Source organism: Leclercia sp. Colony189 (assembly GCF_009740165.1).
Lineage (GTDB): Bacteria > Pseudomonadota > Gammaproteobacteria > Enterobacterales > Enterobacteriaceae > Enterobacter.
This window is the reverse complement of record NZ_CP046557.1, coordinates 2,911,658-2,929,898: the sequence shown is the minus strand read 5'-3', so window position 1 is coordinate 2,929,898 and position 18,241 is coordinate 2,911,658. Positions and strand designations below refer to the sequence as shown.

Below are 18,241 nucleotides of genomic sequence, written 5' to 3'. Positions count from 1 at the left end.
GTCAATATGGGTATTGAAACGATCATCGGTCTGGCCGCGGCAGTGATAGCAGCCATTGCTGGCGCTTTTGGCCTGGGCCACGTTCGCGGCACCAGCAAAGCCGAAGCAAAAGCAGACCAGCAGCGAACCGAAGATAACGCCGCGGCCACGGTCGCTGTGGCAGAACGCCGGGTTGAAGCAACGAAAGAGGCCAGCAATGTACAGCAGACTGTTAACCATATGCCTGGCGACGATGTTGATCGCGAGCTGCGTGACTCGTGGCAGCGCCCCGGTAGTGTTTGATACCGCCTGTGACTGGGTAAAGCCAATCTACCTGACCGATCATGACATTGATGTGCTGGATAAGCAGACGAAGAAAGACATCCTGGCGCATAACAAAGCGTGGCAGGCGAACTGCCAACAACCTTACGTTAGGGCAGCGAAATGAGTGAAGCAAAACCGCAAGATGGCAGTACCGTAAAGGGATACCGCTCGTTAACTCCGGGTGAAATCGAACGCATGAACCGCCTGAAGGACGTCAGTCGTCAATTCTGCAACCTGCTGGATACCGAGCGCAGCGAGCTGCTTACTGTCCGTAATGGGCCAGCAATGCTGAGCACTGAGCAGGCACGTGAGATTGATGACGCATTGCGCTGCCTGTCTATTGCCCGCACCAAAATGCAAGAAGCCTGCATGTGGGCCTGTCGTGCAGTAACACGTCCTGACTCTGATTGTTAACGCATTCCAAAGCTCATCTGCGGGTGGGCTTGATAATGCTTTAACCATTTTCAAGCAATGGATATTATACATGCTCCATAATGCAAAGGGGTTAGCTATGCTTGAATTCAATGGTAATGATAGAGAAGTGCAGGAAGTGGTCGCTTCAAAGGTCCGAGATAATGTCTTACTTAATATTGTTCATTTAACGAACTTGGATGAAATCTCAGTAGGTTTAACCTTATTTTGCAAAGGAACCGTGATATCAGGAGATGTGATTTCAGGTAAAGAATATTTTGCTTCGATGGTTGAGAACTGTAAAGGCGAAGCCCTGAAAAATCTTTATTCTGAAATTGGTAAGACCTTTTATGAAATGGACCCCGCTAAGGGAAATGAGCCTCCATTGAATTACATTCATCTCAAAAAAGTAGCAGTGCAAGGTTCAGATTCTGAATTCACTCCATTTTTAGGTGGCCTGCTAAGAATGCGCATAGACGAAATTGATGGGCATCTATTAGGACGCTTTGAATAATTTACCTGTAATTTAACTATAAACCCCGCACATATGCGGGGTTTTTTTATGGACATCATCATGGGTAGACTCATCGTAATGTCTATAGCGGATAAATAGTAAATATGCCCTATAGGGGATAAAAATGCAGGTCACCATAGATGGCGTCCAGTATGCGCCAGTAAGTTTTTCTTCCTCCAAGATTGGCATAGCAATAACCACGCATAATCGGCCAGAAGTTCTTAAGCTCGCTTTCGAGCAGCACATGAAGCATCTGCCTGCTGGAGCATTGCTGATGGTTATCGATGATGGTTCCAAATCTGCAGCAGTAGTGCCCAGCGGCGTGCAGTTGCTTCGCCATGAAACATCACTCGGAATCGTCGCCTCAAAGAACGCCAGCCTGACCGTACTGATGGATGCAGGATGTGAGCATCTCTTCCTGTGGGATGATGACGCCTGGCCGATTGCCGATAACTGGCACCTGCCTTATATCGAATCACCTGAACCACACCTGGCTTACCAGTTCCTCGATCTGGCTGGCCGCAATAAGCTGAACGATATGGCTGTGCTGTACCGGGATGACAAGCACGTCGCTTACACCGGGCAGCGCGGAGTGATGCTGTATTACCACCGCAGCGCCATCGAGAAGGTGGGCGGGTTCGATCCGGTATACGGTCGCGGCATGTACGAGCATCCGGATCTGGCCCTTCGCATTCACAACGCCGGGTTATCGACATGGGCGTTTGCTGATGTGGCTGGTTCTGAAAAGCTGATTCATTCGATGGATGAGCACGAAGAAGGAACACGCTCAATACCCCGGCCCGACCGGGAGGCGCTGGTAAAACGAAACGTTGGCATCTTCAACGCACGACGCGACAGTGGGTATACCGGCTTTGCCTCGTACAGCAGCAATCCGAATCTGGTATTAACGACGCTGCTCACGAGCCAGCCGGATCCACAGCGCACCGGAAAGATGAGACCCGAACCGCAGGTTCTTCAGTCCTGGTCAGGCTCCATATCCGGCGCGCTGCCGATGGTGCTGGCCGACGAACTTAAAGAACCTCCCAGCGGTGCCAGCCTGTGCGAGGTGCCCGCATTAGACATGAGCCCTTACTTTGCGCGCTGGCTGCATATCTATCAGTATCTTCGTGCCCACCCTGAATACCATCTTGTCTGGTGTACTGACGGGACAGACGTTGAGATGCTGCGTGAGCCCTGGGCAGAAATGGTGCCCGGTAAAATTTACGTTGGCTCTGAGCACAAGACCTACGCTGACAAGTGGATGAAGGCCAATCACCACGGCAAAGCCTATAGCGACTTCCTCGATCTGCACCGGGATGAACAGCTGCTTAATGCTGGCCTGATTGGTGGCAGCCGTGAAGATGTAATGGAGTTCGCCCACCGGATCATCCGTCAGCATTATCTGATTGAAAGCCACCGCTTCTGGAAGATAGAAACAGCGCCCGCCACGCTGGTGGACATGGGCGCGTTCGGTATGGCTGCAAAGTCATTCGGCGATCGTGTCGTTACCGGCCCTAAGGTGCACACCATATTCAAAACAGACGGCATCGGTAAGGAGGCAGCATGGTGGAAACACAAGTGAGGTTCGTTGTCGTTGGCCATCACACCCGGTTTGCCTCAGCAGCATTGCTCGCTGGTGAACTGGGAGCCCATCTTCTTCTTGATGAAGGGAATCACGGCGCGAACTGGAATCACCGGCGCGCGCTTGAATGGGCCGCCGAACAATCCTGCCGGGTAGTGGTGCTGGAAGACGATGCTTTACCCGTGCCCGGGTTCGCTGACAAGGTGGCTGACTGGCTGGCCCGTTTCCCTGACGACATGCTGAGCTTTTATCTGGGTACAGGACGACCGCCGCAGTATCAAAAAGAAATAGCCGGAATGCTGGTGGATGCTGATCGCGTCTGTGGTGATCACATCGTGATGCGAAAGCTGATTCACGGTGTCTGCTATAGCCCACCTCAGGGCAGGTTAGTGCGCATGCTCAGCGCATGGAATAAAACGCTGGCAGCAGATTACGCAGTTGGTGAGGCTTACGGCGGCAGGGTGGTTTACCCGTGTTACTCGCTGGTGGATCACGCTGACCTGCCGACGGTTGAGCGTCACCCGGACAACGAGCCGAGGACAGAACGCCGCCGAGCATGGAGATTGGCATGAACAAAGAGCCCCGGATATATGGCAGTCGATGGGATAAGGCCCGCCTGCGTTTCCTGCAGCAGCACCCGCTCTGTGTGATGTGCGAGCAGCAGGGACGAATAACGGCGGCCACGGTCGTTGACCACATCGAACCTCACAAGCTCAAAGATGCGCTTAAGTCGGGTAACCCGCTGGCCATCTCGAAGGCACAGCACCTGTTCTGGAGTAAAGAGAACTGGCAGCCACTGTGCAAAGCCCACCACGATTCAACGAAGCAGAGAATGGAGAAGAGCGGCACCGTCATCGGCTGTGATGCCAACGGCTACCCACTCGATCCTGCGTCTCACTGGAGCACGTAATGAAAGACCTCAGTATTGAATACCGCGACGGTAAGTTTGTTCAGTTGGTGATCGATGGCGTGGTGATGAAGGGCGTGACCTCGATTGAGTTCTCCCACTCAGTCGGCCAGGACGTGCCGACGCTGAGTGTATCGGGTCACTTATGGCCTGAACCTGAGAAGATCAATCCAGTCCTCCTGCAGGTGGATAAAGACTCGGCCTAGCGCGGCGATGAGGCAGGGGATAGACATCAAATGAAATCATTTCAAATGCAATGATGTCAAATGATAATGAATCGCATCAGGGGTAGGGGGGGATCAAATCTTCAAATCCATTGCCCCAAATGACCGCCGCCAAAGTTTGATTTTAACGCTAACCCGATTTTTTCCGTTTTAAGGTGTTGACATATGGCAGATAAACGAACCCGCTCCGACAGTTCGGCGGCGGCGATTCAGGCCATGAATAATGCAGCAGTGGACACCATCGATCCGCCGTCCCATGCAGGTTTGGAGAAAAAAGCCGAACCATTCTGGCATGACAATATCAGATCGAAAGCTCTGGACAGCTGGACACCCGCCGACCTTTTAGCCGCTGTAGAACTGGCGAATAACCAGCTCTATATCACCGTTTTACGCAGAGATTTGCGCAAAGAAGAGCGCGTGCGCGGTGAAGGCAGAAACGAGGCACTGATTAAAGACCTGCGGAAGCAAATTCCAGAATTGCAGCGAACCATCCTGGCACAGCGACGTGACCTGCAGATCCATTCCCACGCAACCAACGGCGAAAGCCGCGACCAGAAGAAACGCAACCAGAATGATCGTGCCGCCCGGGATACCCGAGCTGAACATCAGGACCAGGACGACAACCTGATCGCCTTTCCCAAACACGGATAAAAACTATGACGCGAGGTGAGCGCGTAATAGCGTTCATTGAGCGCTTTTGCATCGTGCCTGAAGGCAAGCTAATCGGGCAGCCAATGCGGCTCGACCCTTTTCAGAAAACATTCATCCTGTCGATTTATGACAATCCGGCCGGTACGGACATGGCGATCCTCAGCATCGCGCGTAAAAACGGTAAAACAGGGCTGATTGCCGGAATCCTGTTGGCGCATCTGGTGGGACCCGAAGCGGTACAGAACACGCAGATCGTCAGCGGCGCTCTCAGTCGGGAGCAGGCGGCCATCGTTTTTAACCTGGCAGTGAAGATGGTTAACCTTAATCCGAAGCTGCAGGAGCTGGTTCACATCACGCCCAGCGGCAAAAAGCTGATCGGGTTGCCGTGTAATGTGGAGTACAAAGCTTTATCTGCTGAGGGTAAAACCACACATGGCCTTTCGCCCATTCTTGCGATTTTGGATGAAACCGGGCAGGTAAGGGGGCCGCAGGATGATTTTATCGACGCCATAACCACGGCTCAGGGCGCACATGAAAGCCCGCTGCTGATTGTTATCAGCACCCAGGCGGCGAACGATGCCGACCTGCTGAGCATCTGGATAGATGACGCGGTTAAATCGAAAGATCCGCACATCGTCTGTCACGTTTACGAGGCCCCCAAAGAGGCGGATATCAGTAAGCGTGAATCATGGCTTGCCGCTAACCCGGCGCTTGGTACGTTCAGGTCTGAAAAAGACATGGCGCGCCAGGCGGAAAAAGCGGGGCGCATGCCGAGTTTCGAGAACACCTTCCGCAACCTGAACCTGAACCAGCGCGTGTCTACTGTATCGCCGTTCATATCCCGCAGTGTTTGGGAGCTGTGCGGCGGCATACCGCAGAACACAGCGCGGAAATGGTATGCCGGGCTGGATCTGTCAGCCAGAAACGATTTAACGGCGCTGGTCATTGCTGGTGAAGCAGAAGACGGTGTCTGGGATGTTTTCCCCTTCTTCTGGACGCCTGAAAAGACGCTTGAAGAACGCACCAAAACAGACCGCGCGCCGTATGACGTCTGGGTCAGAGAAGGCCTTCTACGCACGACGCCAGGCGCGTCTGTCGATTATTCATTCGTGGTCGCTGATATCGCCGCAATTATCGGTGATTTCGATATTACCTCGATGGCCTTTGACCGCTGGCGCATTGACCAGTTCAGGAAAGAGGCGGACACCATCGGGCTGAGCCTCCCTCTGGTTGAGTTCGGCCAGGGCTTTAAGGATATGGGCCCGGCAGTGGACACCCTTGAATCGCTGATGCTTAACGGGCGGGTTAGGCATGGCATGCACCCGGTTTTAACGATGTGCGCCGTGAATGCGGTGATCGTTAAAGATGCTGCCGGCAACCGCAAACTCGATAAATCAAAAGCAACGGGTCGTATTGATGGCATGGTCGCAATGACAATGTCCGTTGGTGCCGCCAATGGGGAAGTTACCGAACAGGGTGGTGACTTCGAGGACTTCATTTTTCGACCGCTGAGCATGTGATGGAAGAACCTAAATACACGATTGACCTGCGAACCAATAACGGCTGGTGGGCAAGGCTGCAGTCCTGGTTTGTCGGCGGGCGTTTAGTCACCCCAAATCAGGGCTCGCAAACAGGGCCTGTTTCGGCCCACGGACACCTGGGCGATTCATCCATTAACGATGAACGGATACTGCAAATATCGACGGTGTGGCGCTGCGTGAGCCTGATTTCGACCCTTACTGCGTGCCTTCCGCTGGATGTCTTCGAGACTGACCCGAGCGACAACCGAAAAAAAGTCGGTTTGAGCAATCCGCTGGCTCGCCTGTTGCGTTATTCCCCCAATCAGTACATGACCGCCCAGGAGTTCAGGGAGGCCATGACGATGCAGCTTTGTTTCTACGGGAACGCCTATGCGCTGGTGGATCGTAACAGCGCTGGCGACGTGATCAGCCTGATACCGCTTCAGTCCGCGAATATGGATGTGAAGATGGTTGGTAAGAAAGTGGTTTATCGCTATCAGCGCGACAGCGAATACGCGGACTTTTCCCAGAGAGAGATTTTTCACCTTAAAGGATTCGGTTTTACCGGGCTGGTCGGCCTCTCACCCATCGCGTTTGCCTGTAAATCGGCAGGCGTGGCGGTGGCGATGGAAGACCAGCAGCGAGATTTCTTTGCCAACGGCGCTAAATCGCCCCAAATCCTCTCTACCGGCGAAAAGGTGCTAACCGAGCAGCAGCGTTCGCAGGTTGAAGAGAACTTCAAAGAGATCGCCGGCGGCCCGGTAAAAAAACGCCTCTGGATTCTGGAAGCGGGTTTTTCGACTTCGGCAATTGGCGTGACACCTCAGGATGCCGAAATGATGGCGTCCCGAAAATTCCAGGTTAGCGAACTGGCCCGATTCTTTGGCGTACCGCCTCACCTTGTTGGCGACGTTGAGAAGTCAACGAGCTGGGGATCGGGCATCGAGCAGCAGAATCTCGGCTTCCTGCAGTACACCCTGCAGCCCTATATCTCGCGCTGGGAAAACAGCATCCAGCGATGGCTGATCCAGGCGAAGGACGTTGGCCGCATTCACGCTGAGCACAATCTTGATGGTCTGTTGAGAGGTGATTCTGCTTCCCGCGCTGCATTCATGAAGGCGATGGGCGAGGCGGGGCTTCGCACGATCAATGAGATGCGGCGAACAGATAACCTCCCGCCGCTGCCGGGTGGCGATGTGGCAATGCGGCAGTCGCAATACGTGCCGATCACCGATTTAGGAACCAACAAAGAGCCCCGCAATGACGGGGCTTAATTTTTATGGGGGCCGCGATGCCTGAGATCGTAAAAACCCTGTCTTTCGACGAGACAGAAATCAAGTTCACCGGTGACGGGAAGCAGGGCGTTTTCGAAGGATACGCTTCTGTTTTCAATAACACCGATTCCGACGGCGACATCATTCTGCCCGGCGCTTTCAAAAACGCGCTGACCAACCAGACCCGGAAAGTGGCGATGTTCTTCAACCACAAAACATGGGAATTGCCGGTTGGAAAGTGGGACAGCATCGCAGAAGACGATAAGGGCCTGTTTGTACGCGGTCAGTTAACGCCCGGGCACAGCGGTGCCACTGACCTCAAAGCGGCCATGCAACATGGCACCGTTGAGGGTATGTCGGTGGGCTTTTCAGTGACGAAAGACGATTACTCCATCGGTACCAGCGGGCGCATTTTCAAAAATATCCCGTTCTTGCGCGAAATCAGCGTCTGCACCTTCCCGGCCAACGAACAGGCTGGCATTGCAGCCATGAAAAGTGTCGATGGCATTGAAACGATCCGTGACGTGGAGAACTGGCTGAGGGATTCAGTCGGCCTCACCAAATCACAGGCAGTTGGGTTAATAGCCCGGTTTAAGTCAGCGATTCGGAGCGAGTCCGAGGGCGACGGAAACGAAGCACAAATCAACGCTCTGCTTGAGAGCATCAAATCCTTCCCTTCTAATTTAGGAAAATAATTATGTCTGAACTCGCTCAAATTCAAAAAGCCATCGAAGAGTCCCAGCTGAAAATGACCCAGCTTTTCGATGCCCAGAAGGCAGAAATCGAAAGCACCGGCGTGGTGTCCAAACAGCTGCAGTCCGATCTGGCGAAAGTACAGGAAGAGCTGAGTAAATCCGGTACCCGCCTTTTCGATCTGGAACAGAAACTGGCTTCCGGTGCCGAAAACCCAGGTGAGAAGAAATCCTTCTCTGAGCGCGCAGCTGAAGAGCTGCAAAAGTCCTGGAACGGCAGCAAAGGCAGCTTCGATGCGAAGACCTTCAATAAATCCCTGGGCAGTACTGCGGCATCTGCTGGCAGCCTGATCCAGCCGATGCAGGTTCCGGGCATTATCATGCCGGGCCTGCGCCGCCTGACCATTCGTGACCTGCTGGCACAGGGCCGCATTTCCAGTAACTCACTGGAGTACGTGCGCGAAGAGGTGTTTACCAATAGCGCCGATGTGGTCGCTGAAAAGGCGCTTAAGCCTGAATCGGATATCACTTTCAGCAAGCAGACCGCCAACGTCAAAACCATCGCCCACTGGGTGCAGGCTTCGCGCCAGGTTATGGACGACGCCCCGATGCTGCAGTCCTACGTCAATGACCGCCTGATGTACGGTCTGGCGCTGAAGGAAGAAGGTCAGTTGCTGAACGGCGACGGCAGCGGGGATAACCTGGAAGGTCTGAACAAAGTGGCCACCGCCTACGACACATCGCTGAATGTCACCGGTGATACCCGCGCGGACATCATCGCTCACGCTATTTATCAGGTGACCGAGTCCGAGTTCAGCGCCTCCGGCATTGTCCTTAACCCGCGCGACTGGCACAACATCGCGCTGCTGAAAGACAACGAAGGTCGTTATCTCTTCGGTGGCCCACAGGCATTCACCAGCAATATCATGTGGGGCCTGCCAGTCGTTCCGACTAAGGCGCAGGCAGCCGGCACCTTCACCGTCGGCGGTTTCGACATGGCGTCTCAGGTCTGGGATCGCATGGATGCCACCGTGGAAGTCAGCCGTGAAGACCGCGACAACTTCGTGAAAAACATGCTGACCATCCTGTGTGAAGAACGCCTGGCGCTGGCTCACTATCGCCCGACAGCAATCATCAAGGGCACTTTCTCTTCTGGCTCATGATGGGGGAGGGCGGGGTAACCCGCCCTTTTAACGTATGGCGATAGATGTTCTGCAGGTAATCGGCCTCAACCTGTTTAAGCAGCAGATAGAGTTTGAAGAAGATGACCGGGACGAGCTGATCACGCTTTACGCCCAGGCAGCCTTTGACTACTGCTATCGATGGTGTGACGAGCCAGCATGGAAGGCGCCAGGTGATATTCCGGCAGCGGTTAAGGGAGCCGTGCTCCTGGTATTTGCTGACATGTTCGAACACCGGACCGCACAAAGCGAGGTTCAGCTTTACGAAAATGCTGCTGCTGAGCGAATGATGTTTATTCATCGCAACTGGCGCGGAAAAGCGGAACCTGAGGAGGGCTCCTGATGGAACCTGGACGATTCAGGCACAGGGTTAAAATCCTGAACTTCACAACCTCCCGGGATTCATCTGGTCAGCCAGTGGAGTCATGGAGTGGTGGCGATCCGGTTCCGGCAGAGGTGAAAGGGATCAGCGGCAGAGAGCAAATGTCAGGTGGAGCGGAGATGGCACAGGCAACGATTCGCATCTGGATGCGGTTCAGGCCTGAGGTACATGCTTCCTCCCGCGTAGAAGTGCTCAGCGGCCCATACAAAGGCCAATTGCTGAATATTATCGGCCCACCTGTCGCCAACCCGAACGGTACTCGCCTGGAAATTCTGTGTAAAACAGGAGCTGAAAAGTGATCGGAACGAGCCTTGATTTTTCCGGACTGGCCGACATAGCTAAAGACCTTGAAGCACTCAGCCGCGCAGAAAATAACAAGGTTCTTCGCGATGCCACGCGCGCCGGCGCGGAAGTGCTTAAAGAAGAGGTGATCGCCCGCGCCCCGGTACGCACCGGCAAGCTGAAGAAAAACGTGGTGGTGGTGACACAGAAAAGCCGACGCCGCGGTGAAATCTCTTCCGGTGTGCATATCCGTGGAGTTAACCCTCGCACCGGCAACAGCGATAACACCATGAAGGCGAAGAATCCGCGGAACGCTTTTTACTGGCGTTTCGTTGAGATGGGAACCGCCAACATGCCGCCTCACCCCTTCGTGCGTCCGGCTTTTGATGTGCGGCAAGAGCAGGCCACAGAGGTGGCTATGCGGCGCATGAACCAGGCCATTGACGAGGCGTTAAGCAAATGACCGAAGACGATCTCTATCCGCTGCTGGCATCACTGGCTGGCGGCAAGGTTTATCCCTACGTTGCACCTCTCGGCAGCGATGGGCAGCCTTCAATCGCGCCGCCGTGGGTGATTTTCTCGATCATCACCGATGTGGCCGCAGACGTTCTTTGCGGACAGGCAGAGTCTGCCGTATCGGTCCAGGTGGATGTCTATTCCAGTGCCATTACCGAAGCGCGCGCGATCAGGGATATGGCGCTGGATGCCGTCCAGGTGCTCAAGCCGGGAAATATCGTCAAAACGCCTGGTTATGAACCTGACCTGCGCTATCACAGGGCAACGCTTGAATTTCAGGTAACCGTTTAGCCTCACTCACCCTCACAGACCGCTACGGCGGTCTTTTTTTTATCTGGAGAAATCATGGCCAGTAAGTACGAAGTCACTAAGGGGATGACCTTTGCTGTCTCCTCAGCCCCCGTAACCGCAGATGACTTTAACGCATCTGCATTCCCGGGATCCGGTGTTACCTGGCTGGAAGCGGCCTGTGCAACGAAGGAAATCACCTTCGCCGGTGGCCAGAAGGGTGATATTGACGTCACCACGTTGTGCTCAACCGAACAGGAGCAGACCAACGGCCTGGCCGCACCGGCGGAGATGAGCATTACCCGTAACTGGGTAGGCGACGAAGCCGCACAGGAGGCACTGCAGACCGCTTACGAAAATGACGAACTGCGTGCGCTGCGCGTGGTTTTCCCGTCGGGCAACGGTTTTTATGTGCTGGTGGAAGTTCGCCAGAGCTCGTGGTCTGCGGCAACGTCTTCCGTTGTTGGGGCGACCTATTCGCTGCGCGTTCGCGGCAAGCCTAAACGCATTTTCGCGTCTGGTTCCTGAGCGGCTTCGGCCGCTTTTTTAATCCCCTTATCCTGCAACAAGAGAAGAATGAAATGGCACAAAGGACATCACAGAATTCATTACGCAACGTGGCGCTTACTGCATCGAAAGCGTACCGCACAAAACCGGGCGTTACCGTGCCCGAATGGGACGGCGCAAAGGTCACACTGCGCGAACCCTCCGGCGATGCCTGGGTAAAGTTCCGTGAGATCGTCAACCCCCAGATCCCGGAAGGTGAAGAGCCGCCTGTCCTGACCGAATCGCAGAAGTTTTTGCGTAACAAAGAGGCCGATGTCGTTCTGTTTATTGACGTTCTGCTGGATGAAAACGGTGAGCGCGTATTCAGTGATGACGATCAGGCGCAGGTTTCAGAGATTTACGGCCCGGTGCATGCCCGACTGCTGGCCCAGGCTCTCGGCCTCGGAATGAGCCAGGAAGAAGCGGGAAAGCCGTAAAGCAGCCGCTGACCTTCTTCCTTATGTCGCTGGCGCTCCGGCTGGGGCGGACTCTGCAGGAGCTGCGCCAGACCATCACCGCCAGCGAACTGAAAATGTGGATCGAGTTTGACCGCATCAGTCCGATTGGCGACTGGCGCGCCGACGCGCAGGCGGCACAGATCGCCGTTGCGACGCTGAACTCTCAGGGCGGCAAATTCACCATTCCGGACGTGATGCTGAAATGGGGAGAGCAGGAAGAAGACAGGGAAATTAGCGAGCTGGAGGAATGGATATCTGGATTGTAACTAAATCTGCCAATTTTGATGTTCATGAGGTAACCTATGAGTGATTATATATTCATAGGGAAGCCCGCAAATGTTTAAATATGCATTGATTGTTTTATTAACTTTATTTATTTCTGCATGTAAACCCAGTGATGAAGAAATGATTAAATTTGGCGAGTCTTTAGTTGCTCAATCACTTAAAGACCCCGAGAGCGCAAAATTTAGTTCATATTATCGACCATTTGGAGATGGTGTTGGGTATGTTTGTGGAACGGTTAATGCAAAAAACTCATACGGCGGCTATGTTGGAAATAGAAATTATTATGTTCACCTGACTGTTAAAGACGATAAGGTTGTTGATAATAGTCCTGTCAAAATAATTGACGAGAACGATGATAAAGGTGAAGGTAATTTCAGGAGCATATGCCAGTAAATAATTAAAGCCCTTTGGGGCTTTTTTTTATAGGTCAACTATGGCAACCCTGCGCGAGCTAATTATCAAAATTTCGGCGAACTCCTCCTCTTTCCAGACAGAGATCGCCCGGGCTTCCCGCATGGGGACAGATTACTACCGCACTATGGAGCAGGGCGGGAAAAAGGCAGCAGCGGCCACGCGTGAAACACAGCGTTCCCTGTCAGACCTGAACTCACAACTTGCGACTGTACGATCCTCAGCTGCTGGTCTGGCCGGTGCATGGGCTGGTGCTTTTGCCACGCATCAACTCGTCGCTTTCGCAGATACATGGAACCAGTTGAACGGCCGCCTTCGCCTGGCGTCATCTTCCAGTGAGGATTATGCCCAGTCCCAGCGGGTACTGATGGAAATAAGCCAGCGTACCGGGACATCACTTGAGGCGAACAGCAACCTTTACAGTCGTATCGCCCAGTCGCTGCGGGACGCTGGCTATGCCTCCTCAGACGTGGCAAAGGTGACCGAGACCGTTGCCACGTCCCTCAAGCTTTCTGGAGCCAGCACGGAAGAAGCCAGCTCGGTGATTACCCAACTGAGCCAGGCGTTGGGATCTGGCGTTCTGCGCGGCGAGGAATTTAACGCCATCATGGAGAACGGCGGACGTTTGGCTAAATTGCTGGCGGACGGACTGGGGACCACCGTTGGCGGCCTTCGTAATATGGCCAACAATGGCGAGCTGACGACAAACAAGATCGTCCCACTGCTGACCAATGTCGAGATCCTGCGCAAGGAGTTTGATACGCTGCCGGCATCCATCAGTGGTTCTGCTCAAAAAGTAGAAAATGCTTTTCTCGCCTGGGTGGGCGGGGCTAATGATGCAGTCGGGGCATCTTCCACGCTTTCCGGCGTGCTGGATGGCCTGGCGAATAACATTGATGGTGTAGCAAATACGGCAGGCTTATTGGTTGGCGTCGGGCTGGCCCGTTATTTTGGCAACATGGTTGGCAGTATAGGGCAGTCCACCCGCGCAGTGATCTCTAACGCTACTGCAGAAGTAACTTTAGCTCAGGCACAGGTTCGCGGTGCGCAGGTTAGCGTTGCCGCTGGCCGGCAGGCTGTCTACCGGGCACAACAGGCGCGAGCAGCGGCAACCAGTATTGAGGCGCAGATTGTCGCAGAGCGTAAGCTCGCAGCCGCTCAGACATCGCTGGATAAAGCTCTGGCAGGTAGGGCTGCCGCCGTTAACAACCTCACCAGTACAGCTTCGGTAATGTCCAATTTGGGTGGCAAGGTGCTGGGCATTCTCGGCGGATGGCCAGGCATTATTATTGGTGCAGGCGCTGCGATGTACGGACTGTACCAGCACACGCAGCAGGTACACCGTGAAGCGGTTGGGTTTGCCAACAACCTCGACGAGATCAACACCAAACTGAAGCAGATGTCAGTAATGGGGCTTCGCTCCACGGCGGCTGATGCCCGGACATCATTACAGGCTCAGAAGCAGGACCTGGCCGAACTTGATTCGCAGATTGCACGAGTGAAGGACAGCCTTAAGGCGGTTGACCAGATTCAGCAGGACTACAACCGCCACCCGACGCTAACCCTGATCAACACCTTCATGGATCAGGCCGACATCACGGCCAAAAACGTGGAGCTTACCGATAAGCTGAATCAGCTGGAGTATCAGCGCGAACAGGCTGCCTCGAAGGTTGAGCGGACGCAGAAACTGGTGAACGATGCCAGTGATCTGGCGACACAGAAAGCAATTGAGCAGGCTGGCGCAGTTTCCATCCTTAAAGGTGCTTATGACCTGCTTAACCGCTCGATGTCAGCGACCGCAGGCGCAAAACCTCCGCAGTATGCCGGTCCGGTTGTATCGATGGCAAACGCCACGCCTCAACAGCAAACGGCGCTCGAGCGGTCACGACGTGATAACGAAATGGCCAGCCTTAGCGGGCTGGAAAAGTTGCATCAGCAGCATGTCTACGAAGCAGAAGACCTTAAGCTGACCGGCGCGCTTTATACCCAGTACATCTATAACAAGGATCAGGCCGCCAAAAAGGATGCAGCAGCAGCATCGGCTAAAAAGGATTCAACGGCTGCCTCTCAGGCCCAGAGCAAGGCAGAACGCGAAGCTGCGAGCCAGGCGGAACAGTACTCAAGCAAAATGGCCGATCTTAGTATTGCTACCGAAGTGCAAAAGGTCCGTGCACTGCAGGGGGAAAAGGCGGCGGAGTTGTACGCGGCATCGCACGAAAACGGAACTAAATGGAGTGAAGAACAGCGTAAATCCATAGAGGCGGGATCCTTGGCGCTGGCTCAATGGACGCAAAAAGCAGATGAGGCGGTGCGGAAACAGCGCGAGATGGCCGATGCGCTTAAGGATCTCAAAGACGCGGCGCGGCGATATCAGGATGAAACAGAACTTAATGCCAAAACATCTGGGATGGGTAGCCGTGATCAGGAGCTGTACCGTTCACGGCAGGAAGTTGAACGAGTCTTTGATAAAACCGATAAAGGTGCTGAGGCTGTAGCTGCCCGCGCCTCAGCGCTGGATGCGCTTGATAAAAAATATCAGCAGGCTAAAGCCAGCGAACTGGACTGGCGGGCTGGCGTAAGTGCTGGTCTGGCTGACTGGATGGATAATGTCAGCAATATTGCAGGCACGGTTTCGCAGGGTATTACCTCTACTATGGACAGCGCTCTGGATAACGTAGCCTCTATGCTTGTTCGCGGAAAGGCAGACTGGAAAGAGTGGGGCCTGTCAGCGCTGGAGATGATCGCGAAGGTCAGTCTTCAGATGGCAGCTGTTAGCGCGCTGGGTGGGTCTTCTTCCTCGGGGTCAGGGATTTTAGGCTCGCTGGTCGGCAGCGTGGCGGGAGCTTTTGGTGGCGGTGCCGCTGGCGCAACTCCATCAGGAGCATATACCGCCGCTGCGGGCTCGCTCACATTCAACGCTAAAGGCGGAGTTTACGGCTCTCCTTCGCTGAGTGCGTTCAGTAACAGCATTGTTGATACACCGACATTCTTCGCCTTTGCAAAAGGCGCGGGCGTCATGGGCGAGGCGGGGCCGGAGGCGATCATGCCGCTGACCCGGGCCGCTGATGGTTCGCTGGGCGTGCGGGCCGTATCTTCTGGTGTTAATAATGCAACAGGTTATGGCAATACAGCCATCACTGTTCATGCCCCGGTCAACATTACCCAGGATGGTTCTGCAGGTGAAATTAGTAACGCCAATAACGCCAGCACAGCACGCCAGCTTGAAGGCATTGTTCAGCAAACCCTTACCGATCGCCTGAGGAAAGAAATATCGCCAGGCGGCATCCTCTATCGCCGCTAAGGAGCAATATGGCAATCGACACTTTTACCTGGTGCGTCCGCATAGGGCCCACTGGAGCAAATACTGTGGCCACGCTTCAGGCGCAGTTTGGCGACGGCTATAAGCAGGTGGCTGGCAATGGGATCAACACCGATGCCGAAACCTGGAATCTGGCATGCAATGGCGATGTGGCGACGATGAAGAATGTACGCGATTTCCTTCTGAGCCATGTCATCAAATCGTTCTGGTGGGTTAACCCGTGGGGCGAGCAGAAGCTATACCGGGTTAAAGCTGATTCTGTCAGCCCAACCTTTCCCCACGGTGGCTTTGTAGAATTATCGTTTGTGTTTGAACAGGCCTTCGGGCCTTAGTTATTCCTCCTTTTCCAGGGCCGCTTCCGCGGCCTTTTTTTATGGGCTGAATATGAGCTTTACGAACGACGTACAGAAACTGGAACCGGGTGAACTGATACAGCTCATCGAGATCGACGGCACCGAATTTGGCATGGATACCGTGCTGCGCTTTCATGCCCACAATATTGCTTCTGCAGGCTGGGCTGCATTCGCGGCTGACAACCTGCCTGCCATTATCTGGCAGGGTCAGCAGTACGACCCTTACCCTTACGAGCTGAAAGGCCTGGAGCTGTCCAGTACCGGAGCACAGCCCACACCCACGCTTTCCGTGTCGAACGTTGGCAATTATGTGACGGCGCTGTGTCTCGAGTACGACGACCTGGCGAGGGCGAAGGTGAAGATCCACACCACGCTGGCGAAGTACCTGGACGCGGCCAACTGGACAGCCGGCAACCCGAACGCCAGCCCGGCCGACGAGCGCGTACAGCTTTTTTACGTCAATGCCAAAACCGCTGAAACGCGGGTGCAGGTCGACTTTGAACTGTGCTCACCCTTTGACATCCAGAACCTGCAGCTGCCCACCCGGCAAATTACGCCGGTCTGCACCTGGTGCACGCGCGGCTGGTACCGCACCGGCACCGGGTGCGACTACAACGGGAACCGTTATTTTCTCAAGGATGGCACCCCCACGGATAACCCGGCGCTGGATATGTGCGGCGGCCAGATACAGGACTGCGAAGCGCGGTTCGGAACCGGTAACCCGCTGCCGTTTGGCGGCTTCCCGGCGGCAAACCTTCAGGGTAAATAACCATGCGAAAAAAACTGATGGATGCGATCCGCGCTCATGTTGCCGCGGAATATCCGAACGAGGCGTGCGGCGTGGTGGTGCAGGCCGGACGGGCGCAGCAGTACATTCCGTGCCGGAATATTTCGGAAACGCCCACTGAGACCTTCACGATCTCGCCGGGGGATAAGCTGGCTGCATCGGAGCAGGGAGAAATCATTATGATTATCCACTCGCATCCTGATGTGGTGCAGCTTGTGCCGTCCGAAATGGACAGGGTGCAGTGCGACTGGTCCGGGGTGGAATGGGGCATCATGAGCTGGCCGGACGGTGATTTTTGCACTCTGGCACCCCGTGAGGACCGGGACTACGCCGGGCGGCGCTGGGTGCTGGGCTTTGCTGACTGCTGGTCGCTGATCCGTGAGTGGTTCCAGCGTGAGCACGGCATTACCCTGGGTGATTACTCGGTACCGTACGAGTGGTGGGAGCAGGGCGAAAATCGCTACGACGATAACTGGGAGGCAGAAGGCTTTGTCCAGGTGGACCCTGCTGATATGCGGCCCGGCGATATGATCATGATGCGCATACAGGCGCAGGTAACCAATCACGCGGCTGTTTACCTCGGTCATCACGAGCACCAGGAAAACATCATACTGCACCATAATTTCGGCAGCCTCTCTGCCCGGGTGCCGTACGGCAAGTATTACCGCGACCGCACCGTTCGTGTGGTCCGGCACAGGAAGCTAATGAATGCTGAAAACACTGATTCTTGAAGGCCGTATGGCGAAAAAGTTCGGGCGTGAACACAAATTTCACGTTGAGGATCTGCGCGAGATGTTGCGCGCCATGTGCAGCCAGGTTCCCGGTTTTAAACGCTACCTGTCAGAAGGACATATGCAGGGGATACGCTTTGCCTTCTTCAATGGCAAAAACAACATCGGGCTCGACGAATTCGACATGACCCGCGGCGGTGCGGTGTATCGGATTTCGGCCATTACCGAAGGTTCAAAGCGCGGCGGTGTGCTGCAGATCGTTATCGGGGCGGTGGCTCTCGTGGCCGCGTATTTTACCGCGGGGGCTTCGCTGACGGCGATAGGCCTGAGCACAGCTGCTGCGACCGCCACAACAACGGCGCTAACCGGCCTGGGCCTGTCGATGATGCTGGGGGGTGTTGTTCAGCTGCTGACACCCCAGCCGAAATACAACGTCGGCGCGTCGTCCAGCACGGACAACAAACCCAACTACGCCTTTGGCGCGCCGGTGAACACCGTGGCGGTGGGTTATCCGGTTCCCGTGTTCTTTGGTGAGCGCGAAATCGGCGGGGCAGTTATCAGCGCGGGGATCTTCTCCAGCGACCAGCAGTGAAATTTATTCTCAGCTACAGGCCACCTCCGGGT

Annotated in this window: 26 protein-coding genes; all 26 read left to right on the top strand. The window is 54.8% G+C overall.

The window, feature by feature from the left end; all coding sequences use genetic code 11:
* The first annotated feature begins 6 nt into the window (after positions 1-6).
* The 26 genes from GNG29_RS13990 (at position 7) to GNG29_RS13865 (ending at position 18,209) form a co-directional block, all read left to right on the top strand.
* On the top strand, positions 7-282 hold the full coding sequence (locus GNG29_RS13990; protein WP_156654782.1) for a hypothetical protein: 276 nt from the start codon (positions 7-9) through the stop codon (positions 280-282).
* Positions 233-427 carry a hypothetical protein gene (locus tag GNG29_RS13985; protein WP_156654781.1) on the top strand — a complete coding sequence of 65 codons (195 nt, stop codon included), beginning with the start codon at positions 233-235 and terminating at the stop codon, positions 425-427. Before GNG29_RS13990 ends, GNG29_RS13985 begins: the two co-directional genes overlap by 50 nt.
* Positions 424-717, top strand: coding sequence for a hypothetical protein (locus tag GNG29_RS13980; RefSeq protein WP_156654780.1), 294 nt, complete (start codon positions 424-426; stop codon positions 715-717). The genes GNG29_RS13985 and GNG29_RS13980 overlap by 4 nt, the downstream gene beginning before the upstream one ends.
* A gap of 97 nt (positions 718-814) precedes the next feature.
* Complete coding sequence (locus GNG29_RS13975; protein WP_156654779.1) at positions 815-1,228, top strand: hypothetical protein; 414 nt, start codon at positions 815-817, stop codon at positions 1,226-1,228.
* A gap of 124 nt (positions 1,229-1,352) precedes the next feature.
* Positions 1,353-2,810, top strand: coding sequence for a glycosyltransferase family 2 protein (locus tag GNG29_RS13970; RefSeq protein ID WP_156654778.1), 1,458 nt, complete (start codon positions 1,353-1,355; stop codon positions 2,808-2,810).
* Positions 2,792-3,382, top strand: a complete 591-nt coding sequence (locus tag GNG29_RS13965) for a hypothetical protein (RefSeq protein ID WP_156654777.1) — start codon at positions 2,792-2,794, stop codon at positions 3,380-3,382. The genes GNG29_RS13970 and GNG29_RS13965 overlap by 19 nt, the downstream gene beginning before the upstream one ends.
* A complete protein-coding gene (locus tag GNG29_RS13960; RefSeq protein WP_156654776.1) occupies positions 3,379-3,720 on the top strand; it encodes an HNH endonuclease signature motif containing protein in 342 nt (113 codons plus the stop codon). Before GNG29_RS13965 ends, GNG29_RS13960 begins: the two co-directional genes overlap by 4 nt.
* A complete protein-coding gene (locus GNG29_RS13955) occupies positions 3,720-3,923 on the top strand; it encodes a hypothetical protein (RefSeq protein ID WP_156654775.1) in 204 nt (67 codons plus the stop codon). The genes GNG29_RS13960 and GNG29_RS13955 overlap by 1 nt, the downstream gene beginning before the upstream one ends.
* Before the next feature lie 183 nt (positions 3,924-4,106).
* Positions 4,107-4,592, top strand: coding sequence for a hypothetical protein (locus tag GNG29_RS13950; protein WP_063922244.1), 486 nt, complete (start codon positions 4,107-4,109; stop codon positions 4,590-4,592).
* A gap of 5 nt (positions 4,593-4,597) precedes the next feature.
* A complete protein-coding gene (locus GNG29_RS13945; RefSeq protein ID WP_156654774.1) occupies positions 4,598-6,112 on the top strand; it encodes a terminase large subunit in 1,515 nt (504 codons plus the stop codon).
* Complete coding sequence (locus GNG29_RS13940) at positions 6,112-7,386, top strand: phage portal protein (protein WP_156654773.1); 1,275 nt, start codon at positions 6,112-6,114, stop codon at positions 7,384-7,386. Before GNG29_RS13945 ends, GNG29_RS13940 begins: the two co-directional genes overlap by 1 nt.
* Positions 7,387-7,403: 17 nt before the next feature.
* Positions 7,404-8,081, top strand: a complete 678-nt coding sequence (locus GNG29_RS13935) for an HK97 family phage prohead protease (protein WP_156654772.1) — start codon at positions 7,404-7,406, stop codon at positions 8,079-8,081.
* A 2-nt stretch (positions 8,082-8,083) separates the two neighbouring features.
* Complete coding sequence (locus tag GNG29_RS13930; RefSeq protein ID WP_057059277.1) at positions 8,084-9,241, top strand: phage major capsid protein; 1,158 nt, start codon at positions 8,084-8,086, stop codon at positions 9,239-9,241.
* Positions 9,242-9,275: 34 nt separating this feature from the next.
* Positions 9,276-9,602: a head-tail connector protein gene (locus GNG29_RS13925; protein ID WP_156654771.1), complete on the top strand. Its 327-nt coding sequence runs from the start codon at positions 9,276-9,278 to the stop codon at positions 9,600-9,602.
* Positions 9,602-9,940, top strand: coding sequence for a phage head closure protein (locus tag GNG29_RS13920; RefSeq protein ID WP_150320643.1), 339 nt, complete (start codon positions 9,602-9,604; stop codon positions 9,938-9,940). Before GNG29_RS13925 ends, GNG29_RS13920 begins: the two co-directional genes overlap by 1 nt.
* Complete coding sequence (locus GNG29_RS13915; protein WP_156654770.1) at positions 9,937-10,386, top strand: HK97-gp10 family putative phage morphogenesis protein; 450 nt, start codon at positions 9,937-9,939, stop codon at positions 10,384-10,386. Before GNG29_RS13920 ends, GNG29_RS13915 begins: the two co-directional genes overlap by 4 nt.
* A complete protein-coding gene (locus GNG29_RS13910) occupies positions 10,383-10,730 on the top strand; it encodes a DUF3168 domain-containing protein (RefSeq protein WP_156654769.1) in 348 nt (115 codons plus the stop codon). Before GNG29_RS13915 ends, GNG29_RS13910 begins: the two co-directional genes overlap by 4 nt.
* Positions 10,731-10,784: 54 nt before the next feature.
* Complete coding sequence (locus GNG29_RS13905; protein WP_156654768.1) at positions 10,785-11,255, top strand: phage tail tube protein; 471 nt, start codon at positions 10,785-10,787, stop codon at positions 11,253-11,255.
* A gap of 53 nt (positions 11,256-11,308) precedes the next feature.
* A complete protein-coding gene (locus GNG29_RS13900) occupies positions 11,309-11,710 on the top strand; it encodes a phage tail assembly chaperone (protein ID WP_156654767.1) in 402 nt (133 codons plus the stop codon).
* Between the two features lie 23 nt (positions 11,711-11,733).
* Entirely contained in the window at positions 11,734-11,997 is a 264-nt protein-coding gene (locus tag GNG29_RS13895) for a DUF4035 domain-containing protein (protein ID WP_156654766.1), read from the top strand.
* A 70-nt stretch (positions 11,998-12,067) separates the two neighbouring features.
* Positions 12,068-12,409, top strand: a complete 342-nt coding sequence (locus GNG29_RS13890; RefSeq protein WP_156654765.1) for a hypothetical protein — start codon at positions 12,068-12,070, stop codon at positions 12,407-12,409.
* Positions 12,410-12,449: 40 nt separating this feature from the next.
* Positions 12,450-15,728 carry a phage tail tape measure protein gene (locus GNG29_RS13885; RefSeq protein WP_156654764.1) on the top strand — a complete coding sequence of 1,093 codons (3,279 nt, stop codon included), beginning with the start codon at positions 12,450-12,452 and terminating at the stop codon, positions 15,726-15,728.
* A gap of 8 nt (positions 15,729-15,736) precedes the next feature.
* The gene (locus tag GNG29_RS13880) at positions 15,737-16,078 is read left to right on the top strand and encodes a phage tail protein (protein WP_156654763.1); all 342 of its coding nucleotides are present in this window, start codon (positions 15,737-15,739) and stop codon (positions 16,076-16,078) included.
* Between the two features lie 52 nt (positions 16,079-16,130).
* Entirely contained in the window at positions 16,131-16,868 is a 738-nt protein-coding gene (locus tag GNG29_RS13875) for a phage minor tail protein L (RefSeq protein WP_156654762.1), read from the top strand.
* A gap of 2 nt (positions 16,869-16,870) precedes the next feature.
* On the top strand, positions 16,871-17,617 hold the full coding sequence (locus GNG29_RS13870; protein ID WP_156654761.1) for a C40 family peptidase: 747 nt from the start codon (positions 16,871-16,873) through the stop codon (positions 17,615-17,617).
* A complete protein-coding gene (locus GNG29_RS13865) occupies positions 17,595-18,209 on the top strand; it encodes a tail assembly protein (protein WP_156654760.1) in 615 nt (204 codons plus the stop codon). Before GNG29_RS13870 ends, GNG29_RS13865 begins: the two co-directional genes overlap by 23 nt.
* Positions 18,210-18,241: the final 32 nt, after the last annotated feature.

Excerpts from the sequence above, each read along its gene's own strand:
- GNG29_RS13990 (WP_156654782.1), top strand. The coding sequence starts at position 7 with ATGGGTATTGAAACGATCATCGGTCTGGCCGCGGCAGTGATAGCAGCC.
- GNG29_RS13960 (WP_156654776.1), top strand. The coding sequence starts at position 3,379 with ATGAACAAAGAGCCCCGGATATATGGCAGTCGATGGGATAAGGCCCGC.
- GNG29_RS13870 (WP_156654761.1), top strand. The coding sequence starts at position 16,871 with ATGCGAAAAAAACTGATGGATGCGATCCGCGCTCATGTTGCCGCGGAA.
- GNG29_RS13975 (WP_156654779.1), top strand. The coding sequence starts at position 815 with ATGCTTGAATTCAATGGTAATGATAGAGAAGTGCAGGAAGTGGTCGCT.
- GNG29_RS13950 (WP_063922244.1), top strand. The coding sequence starts at position 4,107 with ATGGCAGATAAACGAACCCGCTCCGACAGTTCGGCGGCGGCGATTCAG.
- GNG29_RS13905 (WP_156654768.1), top strand. The coding sequence starts at position 10,785 with ATGGCCAGTAAGTACGAAGTCACTAAGGGGATGACCTTTGCTGTCTCC.
- GNG29_RS13930 (WP_057059277.1), top strand. The coding sequence starts at position 8,084 with ATGTCTGAACTCGCTCAAATTCAAAAAGCCATCGAAGAGTCCCAGCTG.
- GNG29_RS13965 (WP_156654777.1), top strand. The coding sequence starts at position 2,792 with ATGGTGGAAACACAAGTGAGGTTCGTTGTCGTTGGCCATCACACCCGG.
- GNG29_RS13945 (WP_156654774.1), top strand. The coding sequence starts at position 4,598 with ATGACGCGAGGTGAGCGCGTAATAGCGTTCATTGAGCGCTTTTGCATC.
- GNG29_RS13900 (WP_156654767.1), top strand. The coding sequence starts at position 11,309 with ATGGCACAAAGGACATCACAGAATTCATTACGCAACGTGGCGCTTACT.
- GNG29_RS13970 (WP_156654778.1), top strand. The coding sequence starts at position 1,353 with ATGCAGGTCACCATAGATGGCGTCCAGTATGCGCCAGTAAGTTTTTCT.
- GNG29_RS13935 (WP_156654772.1), top strand. The coding sequence starts at position 7,404 with ATGCCTGAGATCGTAAAAACCCTGTCTTTCGACGAGACAGAAATCAAG.
- GNG29_RS13980 (WP_156654780.1), top strand. The coding sequence starts at position 424 with ATGAGTGAAGCAAAACCGCAAGATGGCAGTACCGTAAAGGGATACCGC.
- GNG29_RS13895 (WP_156654766.1), top strand. The coding sequence starts at position 11,734 with ATGTCGCTGGCGCTCCGGCTGGGGCGGACTCTGCAGGAGCTGCGCCAG.
- GNG29_RS13885 (WP_156654764.1), top strand. The coding sequence starts at position 12,450 with ATGGCAACCCTGCGCGAGCTAATTATCAAAATTTCGGCGAACTCCTCC.
- GNG29_RS13940 (WP_156654773.1), top strand. The coding sequence starts at position 6,112 with ATGGAAGAACCTAAATACACGATTGACCTGCGAACCAATAACGGCTGG.
- GNG29_RS13910 (WP_156654769.1), top strand. The coding sequence starts at position 10,383 with ATGACCGAAGACGATCTCTATCCGCTGCTGGCATCACTGGCTGGCGGC.
- GNG29_RS13865 (WP_156654760.1), top strand. The coding sequence starts at position 17,595 with ATGCTGAAAACACTGATTCTTGAAGGCCGTATGGCGAAAAAGTTCGGG.
- GNG29_RS13955 (WP_156654775.1), top strand. The coding sequence starts at position 3,720 with ATGAAAGACCTCAGTATTGAATACCGCGACGGTAAGTTTGTTCAGTTG.
- GNG29_RS13925 (WP_156654771.1), top strand. The coding sequence starts at position 9,276 with ATGGCGATAGATGTTCTGCAGGTAATCGGCCTCAACCTGTTTAAGCAG.
- GNG29_RS13875 (WP_156654762.1), top strand. The coding sequence starts at position 16,131 with ATGAGCTTTACGAACGACGTACAGAAACTGGAACCGGGTGAACTGATA.
- GNG29_RS13880 (WP_156654763.1), top strand. The coding sequence starts at position 15,737 with ATGGCAATCGACACTTTTACCTGGTGCGTCCGCATAGGGCCCACTGGA.
- GNG29_RS13985 (WP_156654781.1), top strand. The coding sequence starts at position 233 with ATGTTGATCGCGAGCTGCGTGACTCGTGGCAGCGCCCCGGTAGTGTTT.
- GNG29_RS13920 (WP_150320643.1), top strand. The coding sequence starts at position 9,602 with ATGGAACCTGGACGATTCAGGCACAGGGTTAAAATCCTGAACTTCACA.
- GNG29_RS13890 (WP_156654765.1), top strand. The coding sequence starts at position 12,068 with ATGTTTAAATATGCATTGATTGTTTTATTAACTTTATTTATTTCTGCA.